The 12,068-nt window shown below is 38.3% G+C and carries 10 protein-coding genes; 5 read left to right on the top strand and 5 right to left on the bottom strand.

The genetic code is table 11. The features are described 5' to 3' along the window. Nucleotides 1–197: 197 nt before the first annotated feature. Nucleotides 198–992, bottom strand: a complete 795-nt coding sequence (locus BZK16_RS06160; RefSeq protein ID WP_077928029.1) for an AraC family transcriptional regulator — start codon at nucleotides 990–992, stop codon at nucleotides 198–200. 117 nt (nucleotides 993–1,109) lie between these two features. Between BZK16_RS06160 and BZK16_RS06155 the strand changes: the two genes are divergently transcribed. Beyond that, complete coding sequence (locus tag BZK16_RS06155; protein WP_077928028.1) at nucleotides 1,110–2,027, top strand: DMT family transporter; 918 nt, start codon at nucleotides 1,110–1,112, stop codon at nucleotides 2,025–2,027. 31 nt (nucleotides 2,028–2,058) lie between these two features. Here the strand turns inward: BZK16_RS06155 and BZK16_RS06150 are convergent, their stop codons facing one another. Then, complete coding sequence (locus BZK16_RS06150; RefSeq protein WP_077928027.1) at nucleotides 2,059–3,297, bottom strand: MFS transporter; 1,239 nt, start codon at nucleotides 3,295–3,297, stop codon at nucleotides 2,059–2,061. Nucleotides 3,298–3,790: 493 nt separating this feature from the next. On the opposite strand from BZK16_RS06150, the gene BZK16_RS06145 reads away from it, so the two are divergent. From BZK16_RS06145 to BZK16_RS06135, 3 genes are all read left to right on the top strand, one after another. Next, nucleotides 3,791–5,104, top strand: a complete 1,314-nt coding sequence (locus BZK16_RS06145) for an MFS transporter (protein WP_456300682.1) — start codon at nucleotides 3,791–3,793, stop codon at nucleotides 5,102–5,104. A gap of 135 nt (nucleotides 5,105–5,239) precedes the next feature. Beyond that, the gene (locus BZK16_RS06140; protein ID WP_077928025.1) at nucleotides 5,240–6,196 is read left to right on the top strand and encodes a carbamate kinase; all 957 of its coding nucleotides are present in this window, start codon (nucleotides 5,240–5,242) and stop codon (nucleotides 6,194–6,196) included. A 135-nt stretch (nucleotides 6,197–6,331) separates the two neighbouring features. Continuing rightward, nucleotides 6,332–7,354 (top strand): NAD(P)H-dependent amine dehydrogenase family protein, encoded by a 1,023-nt coding sequence (locus BZK16_RS06135; RefSeq protein WP_077928024.1) that lies wholly within the window; start codon nucleotides 6,332–6,334, stop codon nucleotides 7,352–7,354. A gap of 137 nt (nucleotides 7,355–7,491) precedes the next feature. Here the strand turns inward: BZK16_RS06135 and BZK16_RS06130 are convergent, their stop codons facing one another. After that, on the bottom strand, nucleotides 7,492–8,406 hold the full coding sequence (locus BZK16_RS06130; RefSeq protein WP_077928023.1) for a CorA family divalent cation transporter: 915 nt from the start codon (nucleotides 8,404–8,406) through the stop codon (nucleotides 7,492–7,494). A 281-nt stretch (nucleotides 8,407–8,687) separates the two neighbouring features. Between BZK16_RS06130 and BZK16_RS06125 the strand changes: the two genes are divergently transcribed. Then, nucleotides 8,688–9,605 (top strand): LysR substrate-binding domain-containing protein, encoded by a 918-nt coding sequence (locus BZK16_RS06125; protein ID WP_077928184.1) that lies wholly within the window; start codon nucleotides 8,688–8,690, stop codon nucleotides 9,603–9,605. 78 nt (nucleotides 9,606–9,683) lie between these two features. Here the strand turns inward: BZK16_RS06125 and amaA are convergent, their stop codons facing one another. Together amaA and BZK16_RS06115 are read right to left on the bottom strand one after the other, a co-directional pair. Then, a complete protein-coding gene (amaA, locus tag BZK16_RS06120; protein WP_077928022.1) occupies nucleotides 9,684–10,994 on the bottom strand; it encodes an L-pipecolate oxidase in 1,311 nt (436 codons plus the stop codon). 2 nt (nucleotides 10,995–10,996) lie between these two features. After that, nucleotides 10,997–12,007: an Ldh family oxidoreductase gene (locus BZK16_RS06115; protein ID WP_077928021.1), complete on the bottom strand. Its 1,011-nt coding sequence runs from the start codon at nucleotides 12,005–12,007 to the stop codon at nucleotides 10,997–10,999. Between the last annotated feature and the right edge of the window lie 61 nt (nucleotides 12,008–12,068).

Raw genomic sequence — 12,068 nt, 5'->3', positions numbered from 1 at the left:
AAAGATAAAACAAATTTATGTGCTTAAATTTTAATATGTTATCTTCGGTAACTTTTCAATTGATTGATATTAAATATATTATTTTTATTCAATGAGGAGGTTATTGTTATAATTTACAAATCAAATATCACTAAAAAGCTACCTTTAATTGCAGATTCTTATGGTGATTTGCTCTATATCAGTAAATATGTAGTTGGCTACACAATCCGATCAATATTATGAAGCTGGCGATAACGATCTGGCGTTGTTCCTGATAAAGCCTGGAACATCGCAATAAAGCTAGAAGCAGAGCGATAGCCCACTTTAAACGCGATTTCTTCGATGGTTTCGCCTTGTTCCAATAAGGCAATGCCATGGATGAAACGCAGGCGTTGGCACCATTCATTAAAGCTCATGCCAAGCTCTTTTCTAAAATAGCGCGCCAGAGTTCGTTCTGTTGTAAAGACTTTCTCCGCCCATTCTTTCAACGTTAAGCGATTGGAAGGATCCTGCTCCAATGCTTTGATGATGGGTTGAAGTAAACGGTGCTGAGAGTTGGGCAAGTAAGTATGGCCAATCATCGCATTATGTAGTTCATCAATGAGCACTAAAGATTTTCGGAAATCTTGTTTGGTGGATAAGGTTAAAGTTTCTTTTTCAAAAAAAGCATCTATGATACTGAGCGCAATATTGCTGAGTTTTAGCAATGAAGGTGTTTGAGAGAGCTTTTCAGCTTCGCGCTCGCAGATGTTAATGGAGCGGAAGCGAGCAGGTTGGTGATTGAAGCATGAATGTTCATAATTAGGCGGAATCCAAATGGCAAAGCCTAAAGGCGCTAGGAAGCGCTCTTTTTCAATCTCTAAAGTCACAACACCATATTTGACGAAGATAATTTGCCCCCAAGTATGTCGATGGGGTTGATATTCACTGGCTTCATTAATATTTTCATTGGCCAACAAAATGAGTTGGTCATTTTGGAAGGTTAGATTTTGAAAAGAACGCTTTTTCATCATAAGTGATTAACCTTTATCGTAAAATGTCAGAATAATGAATCATAATGTCTGATTATCATTATATATTTAATATGGGACAATTTATACTAGCGCCCTGATGTAAAGATAGGAGTACACATGAACTTTGTAGCAATGCTGTATCCATTGATGGCGGTATTGATTTGGGCGATGAATGCAGTTGTAAATAAACTGTCGGCGGGCGTTATTGAGCCTGAAGCCATTTCATTTTATCGTTGGTTATTAGCATTTATTATTTTGACGCCATTTTGCTTGCGTCAATCCATTAAAAACTGGGCGCAAATTCGTCCATTGTTACCTAAGTTTGCATTCTTAGGTTTTCTCGGGATGGCATTGTATCAATGCTTAGCGTATTACGCTGCTTATACAATTTCAGCGACGATGATTGGTATTTTCCTATCATTGACGCCGCTATTAACAATTTTATTAAGCTTTATCATTTTGCGTTCGCCATTAACGGTTGGTTTAGTTGTGGGTAGTATTTTATCGTTTTCTGGTATCACTTGGTTAATCAGCGCAGGGAATCCTGCTGTGATTTTAGAAAGTGGTATTGGTAAGGGCGAATTGATGATGATCGTGGCTGCTTCTGCATATGCGCTTTATGGCGTATTAACAATGAAGTGGAAAATTCAAGTTTCAATTTGGCAATCGTTGTACTGGCAAGTCATCTCTGGTGTGATTATTTTAATTCCATTATTTATGATCACTAAAGATGCGACGATTACCAGCAATAATGTGGGGCTGATTCTTTTTGCCGGGATACCAGCCTCCATTATTGCACCCTTCTTGTGGTTGCAAGGTGTAGCACGTTTAGGTGCAAGTAAAACATCTTTATTCATGAACTTGTCGCCATTATTCACAGCGATTATCTCAATTCTATTTTTGAATGAGTCGTTGGAAACGTATCATATTGTGGGTGGTATTGTATCGCTCACAGGTGTGATCATTGCTCAGCGTGTGAATACTAAGATACAGTTTAAATTTAAGCCTCACGTTAAACCGGGAACTAAAGATTAACCTACCGTAATCTTTGGCAAAGCCATCATTGTTATGCAATGGTGGCTTTGTTTTTATTGGCTAATAAATTAATGATGAAAAATAAAAATGTACCAATAAATATAATGGCAGCTGCTAAATAGAATGCATACATTTTAGAGCCCGTTGCATCAGATATCATGCCTGTTAAAGAGGGAACAATGACAGAAGCAGTCATACCAAAGAAGTTGAATACACCATAAGTTGTCGCAATGCTTCTGCGGTTAGTAAATTGGCTCAGCCAAGCAATGATAATGGGTTCAACCGCTAATTTGCCAAAAAAACCATAAGCAATGATACCAATGACAACGGCAGTTTGATGTGATGCGTTGACTGTAAATAATAAAGCTAAGGCTGCAATAATTTCTAATGTAATGATCAAGCCAATTTTATGCTTTGGAAATTTATCAGCCATAAAGCTAAAGGCTAAGGCGCCAGGGATGGCTACAAAAAATACAAGAGATGATGCTAAGCCAACAGCTGTACCTTCAAAGCCTTTCTCTGTTTCAAGAAAGTTTGGCAACCAAGTATCAATTAAATAGTAAGTATAAAGCGTAGAGAAATAGAGGATATAAGCCGCAATCATTTGTGGCTTAAATAGCGCTTTTAATTTCTTTTGTGAGATAGGCGTTTCGATTGTTTGTGGAATAACTTGCCCTAAGTTGGGCTTGATGTAACGCGCAAAAACTATGATCATGACAATGACTAAAAGAATTGTTATGTATAGCAGTGTTTGCCAAGAGAGAATGCCTTGATTCACTAAGTAGCTTGAAGATAATAAGCCAATACCGCTACCAATTGCTGTGCCACTATTGACAATAGCTGTTGCTAAGCTTTTTTTATGTTCTGGTACATATTCAGTCGTGAGGGAATAGGCAACACCATAAAATGTTCCGCAGCCTAAGCCAGCCATGATGCTACCAATATAAACGACAGGAAGTGTACTTGAAGTTGCAACAACTAATATGCCTAGCCCAAATAATAAAAAACCAGGAATGATGACTTGTTTCTTACCAAGTTTATCCACTAGCATCCCTGATGGAATTTGCATGCAAACATAGCCAAGGAAATAGAAGCTAGAAATATTACCGAGCTGAGCATCGCTTGCTTGCCCAAAGAATTCACTAATGATGGGATAAATTGGTGTTAGAACTGTTCGGTAGATCCAAATCACTATCCAGCCAGCTGTTAAAATCATGATGATTTGTTGCCAATAAGGCAATGGTCGATGTGCTTGGCTAGAATGATTCATACATTACCTGCTCATAGTAATCTAGATAGTCTAATCATTATAACGGCATAGATTCGCGACAGCCTGACTCAAAGCAATAGGCTGTGATATGTAGAATTATTCATATAAAACAATCCTATTATTTGAATTATATAGTTAATTATGGTGTGTGAAANCTTGGCTAGAATGATTCATACATTACCTGCTCATAGTAATCTAGATAGTCTAATCATTATAACGGCATAGATTCGCGACAGCCTGACTCAAAGCAATAGGCTGTGATATGTAGAATTATTCATATAAAACAATCCTATTATTTGAATTATATAGTTAATTATGGTGTGTGAAATTGTAGGGCATTGATAATGTTTGCCGTGACATAATCCATTATTTATTTGTGAGAATGATGGAATTGTAAATATATTTCACTTTAGGGATTGAGTTTTAGAAAGATAAGTAGCTATGATGGGGATTCGATCAAAATAAGTTTAGGAATATATTTATGTCAGTAACTATGAGTCAAGAGGCATCGGGCGCCCCCTCAGCGCGACCATTGAATAAAGAAGATTATAAAACATTAGGCTTATCTTCTTTGGGTGGCACATTAGAATTTTATGATTTTGTAATCTACGCATTATATATCGAAATGGTTGTAAAAGCACTGTTCCTGCCATCTGACCTACAAGGTACAGTTTGGGGTGATATCTATGCTTGGGGTGGTTTTGCAGCAGGTTATATTGCTCGCCCAATCGGCGGAATTATTATGGCGCACTTTGGAGATATTCTAGGGCGCAAGAAAATGTTCACATTAAGTGTTGCGATGATGGCATTGCCAACATTTGTGATTGGTATTATGCCAACGTATGAAACTATCGGTATCATGGCACCAGTATTATTAATCATTATGCGTATGTTCCAAGGTGCTGCAATTGGTGGTGAAATGCCAGGTGCTTGGGTATTTATTGCAGAACATACACCAAAAAATCGTTATGGTTTAGGCATTGGTGTATTAACAAGCGGCATCACTGGCGGTATTTTATTAGGTTTCCTAGTCTCAATCTTGATCGATCTGACTTTTACAAGAGAAGAAATTCTGAGCTACGCTTGGAGAATTCCATTCATTGCGGGTGGCTTATTTGGTGTGATTTCTGTTTATTTGCGCCGTTATTTATCAGAAACGCCAATCTTCCAAGAAATGGCTGAACGCAAAGAATTATCAAAAGAAATTCCAGTTGTGACAGTTATGAAAAAACATAAATGGGCATGTGTGATCGTAGCATTGATGACATGGACATTATCCACAACTGTGATGGTGGCAATCTTAATGACACCTGTGAAAATTCTAGGTGGCATGTACCAGTTATCATCCATTGATGCACGTGTGACAGGTTCTATCATGGCATTGATGTTAACAATCGGCTGTGTACTATTTGGTTGGCTGGAAGATGTTTTAAAAACTCGCTTAACATCATTAATTGCTTGGGGCGGTTTAGCAATTACATCATTCTTGTTCTACTCATTATTAACAACGCAACCAAGCTTAGAGATGATTTACATGGGTGCTGCTGTGATGGGCCTATTTACAGGTGCAATTGCAATTACGCCGATCATTGGTACAAGAGCATTCCCAGCGAAGATTCGTTATTCAGGTTTGTCTTTCTCATATAACTTAGCTTATGCAGTATTCAGTGCGATTACGCCAGCATTAACAATTTGGTTATTGAGTAAAACACCATTGGGTGCGGCTTGGTACATTGGTGGCGTTGCAATTTTAGCGATTATTGTGGCTTGTATTCCACTTTCATATAAAGGTTGTCAAGAGTCCTAATCAAGTTTTAAGGGAATAGCAAATAATTGTTTTTATTAATTTATAAGGATTAACTTAATTATTTTAATAGCCACATTATTTGCTTTTTCTGTTTTAAACTGCGGATATTGACACATTGACCTGAGAGGAAAATATATGAGTGATCAAAAGAAAGTGCCAGTAATGGTATTGGCAATTGGTGGCAATGCATTGATTGAAGATAACAATCACATCGACATGCAATCTCAACGTGAAGTTGCAGATAAATTAGCAGTGGATGTTGTGAACTTAATCGAAGCAGGCTGGCGTGTTGTATTAACTCATGGTAATGGTCCTCATGTAGGCATCCATCTCATTCAGGATGCTGCGGCGAAAGATTTACCGCAATATCCATTGGATCATCATGTTTCTAGTACACAAGGTGAAATTGGTTACTTGTTGCAATCAGCAATTGGTAATGAATTTAAGCGCCGTGGCATCAATAAACCAGTTGTGTCTGTGATTACACAAGTGGAAGTTGATCCTAAAGATCCAGCATTTGCAACACCGAATAAACCAGTTGGCGTATTCATGGATGAAGCAACTGCAAAAGATAAAGCTGCAACGGAAGGCTGGAATATTGTAGAAGATTCAGGTCGTGGTTGGAGACGCGTTGTAGCTTCACCTTCACCAAAATCTATTGTTGAATTGGATGTGATCAAAAGCTTAGTGGATGCAGATGCTTTAGTCATTGCTTGTGGTGGTGGAGGTATTCCAGTTCAGCGTAATGCAGATAATACTGTGAGTGGTATTGAATCTGTGATTGATAAAGATCGCGTATCATCTTTATTGGCAGCAGATCTACAAGCAGATGTCTATTTGATTCCTACAGGCGTTGAGCAAATCGCTGTGAACTTTGGTAAGCCAAATCAAGAATGGTTATCTGAATTATCAGTAGCTGATGCTGAAAAATACAAAGCTGAAGGACAATTCCCAGCAGGTAGCATGTTACCAAAAGTAGAATCGCTATTGGATTATATTGAAGCTTGCCCACATGGCGTAGGCATTGTGACTAAATTGGAAACAATGGCAGATGCATTGAAAGGTACAAAAGGCACTAAGATTCATAAATAGTGTATAAAAAGTTGTGATAAAAAGGCGGGTAACCGCCTTTTTTGTTACCATGCAGATAAGTTTCATCAATATGTATCACAGGATAGTTATATTAATCGGGTTTTACAGCAATTTCACTATAAATAGGAGCTTACTATGAAAATTCGTGTTGTTCAGTATGGTTGTGGAAAAATGGCTGAAGTGATGTTGCGTTACTTACGTGATCACGGTGTGGAGATTGTTGGGGCGATTGATAATAAGCCAGAATTACAAGGCATGGATATTGGTGATTTTGCGAATTTTGGCCATAAAACTGGTGTTAAAATTGATAGCAATGCTCAGCGTGTTTTTGATTCATGTGATGCAGATATTGCGATTGTTACAGTATTCAGCTATATGCCAGAAATGTACTCTTTCTTTGAATTGTGCGCAGAAAATGGTGTGAACGTTATCACAATTTGTGAAGAAGCGATTTATCCTTGGAATACTTCACCTGCCGAAACGAATCGTTTAGATCGTTTAGCAAAAGAAAGTGGCATTACGATTTCAGGCTCAGGTATGCAGGATATTTATTGGATCAATATGCCATATTTAGTCGCAGGTGGCGTGAATAAGATCACAAGAATGGAAGGCGTTGTGAGCTATAACGTGGATCATTATGGAATGGCACTGGCTAAAGCGCATGGCGTGGGTTTATCTGCTGAACAATTTGATCAAGAGATTGCATCTGCGGAAAGCTTCCCATCTTATATGTGGAATGCAGCTGAATCTTTATGTGCAAAAATGCGTTGGACAATTGCAAGCATCAGTCAAAAGAGTGTGCCAATCATCTTGGATAAAGACATCTATTCAGAAACAATGGGTGCAACAATCAAAGCAGGCTTTGCAACAGGGATGAGCGCTGTCACAACAATTCAAACACATCAAGGCATTGAATTAGTTGTGCAATGTGTTGGCAATGTATATGGTGAAGGCGAAGGTGATCGCTGTGATTGGAAGATCATCGGTGAGCCTGATGTAGTTTTCTCCGTACAGAAGCCTGATACAGTGGCGCATACTTGTGCAACAGCCGTGAATCGTATTCCTTCAGTGTTGAATGCGCCAGCAGGATTCATTACTGTCGATAAATTGGAAGAAGTGGGCTACATGACTTATCCAATGGAGTTTTATGTGGATTAATTCTGCACGAATTTAGACAAATCTCAGAAAGCGGTGGCAACACCGCTTTTTTATGGATGTAAAATAATTTGCATCACTCGGCAGGGGCATGCTAAATGTCGAGCATATAAGATGGAGGATAGGGTTGAAGTATGATGTTAATCCCAAAATCCACGTTTTTTTATGTACAAAAGTGAAGCAATGAGCATAAAAATCGATAATCCAGTCACATATAAATAGCCATATTTCGACTTTAATTCAGGTATGTCAAAATTCATACCATACCAACCTACAATCAAGGTTAAGGGCATAAAAATTACCGAAATAATAGTGAATGTTTTCATTATTTTATTTAAATTGAGATCCATCTGGGCACGATAGCGATCATTCACTTGAGAGACATATTCGCTTAACATCTCTGTGTACTTATATAGGCGAGTTAATTTATTTGAAAGTCTTTGATAATTTTGGTCAACTTCATTACCTAGAAGATTAGAATTATTTCCCATCATATCTTCCATCAAATCAGATAATGATAAATAATGGTGCTTATAATTAGAGAGGATTTTGCGCAATGATAAAATTTTATTTTGTGGATCTACCAATTTATGACTAAAAGATACTTCAATATCTAAAATTGTATTCTCGATCTCCATTAAAAATCTACGATCTGTTAATAAGTCATAGCGAATCAATATATAAGGAATCAGCAAATTAGGAAGAGAGGAATCTGTCAATTGCTTAAGCATGTAGTTAATGTGATCGACATAAATCTCTGCTGTTGTGAGCGTTTCGTCATAGAAAAAGAGCGTATAATTTTTATAAATAATCATTACAATCGCTTCGTTATTATTGAAATCATCATGGTTTTTAAGCGTCAAGCTGAACAGTATATAGTCCGTATAATGGCCAATAAACGCATCATGTTTAGCCATTAAAACTCGTTCAGTTAATTGTGCTAAGCCAGTATCATTTTCTGCTTGTGGCAAGCTTGAAAAAGGTATGAAACGTAGATAAGCATCTGCGGATTCTGTCAACACAAATTGTTGATTTTCAATATTGTAGTTTTTCATAACAACCTCATAATTATTCGATATAACGCAGATGTTTTAGTCAGAATAAACAAATCATGCATTCTATCATTTAAAGAATATCATAAAGTTATGATCTGCTATATCAACCATTGCTTTGAGCAATATGGTCGTTTTGAAATTTATTGCAATGCTAAATATTTCGATTTGCGTATAGTTTAAAAGCCATGTTATACATGTTGCATGCAAAAGCATTAATTTGTTAGATTTATTTAACAAAGATAGATAAAAATATCCAGCAATGGAAAAGAGGAATGGAGAAGATGAGTCGTTTATATTTACCAACAACGCATACAATGCGGTGTTTCCAAGTATCAGCTAAGCACTTAAGTTTTACCTTAGCAGCAGCAGAATTGAATCTGACGCAAAGTGCCATCAGTAAGCAAGTGGCTTTACTGGAAAGTAGCCTACAAGTTCAGCTATTTGTACGTAACCGACAGAAATTAGAATTATCCCCAGCAGGCAGCACATATCTTGCCCATGTGAATACAATCTTGCACAAGATCGAGGAAACATCGAAGGAGATGTTGTCTTACGGCACATTTGAAGATGTGATCCGCATTGCATCGCATCCATCATTATGTTCTGCTTGGTTGGTGAAAGCCTTGAAAGGCTTTACTGCACACTATGGCGATGTGCAGCTCTCATTTTATGAGCAGATGATGCCGTATGATCCAGTCGAAGTGGATGTAGATGTTGCTTTTGTTTATGGTTATGGCGGTTGGCATGGTATGGAATCCATTGAATTGTTCGATGAAGAGATGATTCCTGTGTGCAATCCAGAAGTTTTGGAGCGCAATAAAGGCAAGCCAGAAATTGATATTTACTTTAATACGCGTTTGATTGAATGCCGCTCCCGTTTAAATACTTGGGATCAATTCTTTGAGCGCTTCAATCAAATTTATCCGGATGGTTATCGATCATTGTTATTTGAACGTTGGTCATCTTGCATCAGTGCTGCGAAAACGGGCTGTGGCTTGGCATTGGTGCCAAAAATTTTAGTGGAAGCAGATTTGAAACACGGGTGCTTAGTGCCAGCATCTTCCCATCGTTTAACGGGTGTTGGCTCTTATTATATGGCTTATCTCAAAAGCCATTCAGCTGAGCCTAAAGTTAAAATTATTCGTGAGTGGATTTTGAATTATTTAGGCAAAGATCCAAAGTACTTACCTGAAGAATAATATTTTCTCGCTGATTATTATATTTTGATCTTCTCGCCATCGGCGAGAAGATCGATACTCAAGTGCTTTTAACGTGATTCAACGAATCACTTTCAAGCATTGACCTAAATGGTACATCGTGAATCCTGATTCAATGAAGAGGGATTTCATCTGTGAGTAGTTGCATTTAGATTGATCCACAGAAGAGAAGAATGGTAATGGAATCGGTGCCATTTCTTGATCAGTCAAATGATCTGCAAACAATTTACCGATCAATGTGCCTGTTGTAATCCCACGGCCATTATAACCAATCGCTGTAATTAAACCTGGTGCTGGTTCAAATACTTTTGGTGTATGGTTATCAGTAAAACCAATGCGGCCACACCAGCTATATTGCCAATTCATTTTAGTACCAAGCTGTGGGAAGTAATGTTGCTGAATGCGATCTGCCCAAGTTTTGAGATACCAATCAGGCTTATTGAGTGCTCGTCCCATACTACCTAAAATTAAGCGACCATCTTTATCCAAACGAATACTACTCAATACTAAGCGTGTATCCCAAGAGCCTTGCTTATAAGGTAGAACAGTTACACCAGCTTCACCCATTGGCTCAGAAGCTACTTGGTAATAATAACCACTGTAAACTGCTTTACGATATTCTGATAATTCACCTTCTGCATAAGCATTTGTAGCAATGATGACTTTCTCAGCGCGAACAGTATGACCCAATGCTGTTACAACCCATTCACCAGCCTTTTCACAGTTCACAGAAGCCACTGGAGAGTTTTCAAAGATTTTTACGCCCAATTTATCTGCTGTTTTCGCTAAACCAGTTGCATAAGCAAATGGATTCACAGTACCTGCGCGGTGATCCAATAATGCTGCAGGAATTTTTTTACTGCCAGAATATTCTTCCATGCGAGCACCTGTTAATAGCTCAACAGGCGCACCACGGCGTGTTAATTGTTCATAGCGATCTTGTAATTCTGGTACACCTTTTTCACTGTGAGCCATGTGCAATGTGCCAACTTGTTGTTGCTGTGCATCAATGCCATATTTTTGAATGATGGAGAATACTAACTTTGGTGCATCACCCAATGCTGCCACTAAGTTTTCACCCATTTCTTTACCGAGAATATCCACCATGAAATCAGGCTTATTCCATGTACCTGCATTCACTAAGCCAACGTTACGACCACTACCGCCGAAAGCCACATGTTGAGCTTCTAAAATCACAACAGATTTACCTTGTTCTGCTAAATGAATGGCTGCGGATAATCCTGTGAAACCTGCACCAACGATACAAACATCTACTGTTTCATTATTTTGAAGTGGTGTGAAAGAAACTTTATCTTCAACTAATGTGTGCCATAGGTTTTCATATTTAAATGCATGTTGAGAAGTTGTCATTTTTAATTCCTAATCAATGTTTTGAGATTTTCAATCAATGTATCGTCAATGTTGATTGTGCCTTGCTGTCGGTTTTGATCACGAGCATCAAAACGTCTTTCGGAAGGTAAACGAACACCTGCTTGGCTGAATTGATTGAGGTAATCTTCTGCGCGTTGTGCTGCACTTTGTCTGTCTGTACCTAAAATAATTTCAGGATCAATCGCAATGATGATTTCACCACCATACGGTAAAGCTGCGCCATCTTTGGCTGCTTTCTGTGATTCTTGGCTTGTGAGGTCATTGATCAATGGGCCAGCCATCAATTCGATCATTGTGGAAATAGCAGTACCTTTGTGTCCACCAAATGCAAGCATTGCGCCTTTTAGGGCTTCATTAGGATCATTGGTTGGTTTGCCATTGGCATCAATTGCGACATCATTAGGTAATTGTGTATTGTTGCGTGCATGCAGTTGGATTTCACCACGTGCTGTTGCACTCGTTGCGAAGTCAAAAATATAAGGGCGATCAATATTTGTGCGAGGCCATGCAAATGCAAATGGGTTAGTGCCTAATAAAGGCATTGTACCACCATGTGGTGCAACCCAAGCATGGCTTGTTGTCATGGCTAAGCCAACTAAATTATGTTTGGTTAATTCCTCTAATTCCACCCAAAGTGCTGAAAAGTGGATGCAATGATTCACGGCTAATAGTGCGATGCCTAACCCTTTTGCACGTTCGATCAGTAATGGAATACCAACTTGATGACCATATTGTGCTGCTGTCATTTGGCAATCTACGCGAATAACAGCGCCTTTATTTTGGGTAATTTGAGGGATTGCAGTTGGATTCAACATCCCTTTATCTAGATTTTTAATTAACTCTAATAAGCGCCATACACCATGTGAATGACATTCTGAAACTTGTGCTGTGATGAGGTTTTGAGTAATAGCATCACGTTGAGGTTTGGAAAAACCTCTGCTATCTAAAATTTTCTCGACAAGCTCCTGTAGTTGATTAATAGAGATTTGCATTCTCTCCTCCTGATGGATGTTTTAATCATCCAATTGTTTCCTCGGTAGTTTTTGATTATTC

Origin of the sequence: Wohlfahrtiimonas populi, assembly GCF_002006795.1 — a bacterium.
In the GTDB taxonomy this organism is placed as follows: Bacteria; Pseudomonadota; Gammaproteobacteria; order Cardiobacteriales; family Wohlfahrtiimonadaceae; genus Wohlfahrtiimonas; species Wohlfahrtiimonas populi.
This window is presented reverse-complemented; position numbering and strand designations above follow the sequence as displayed.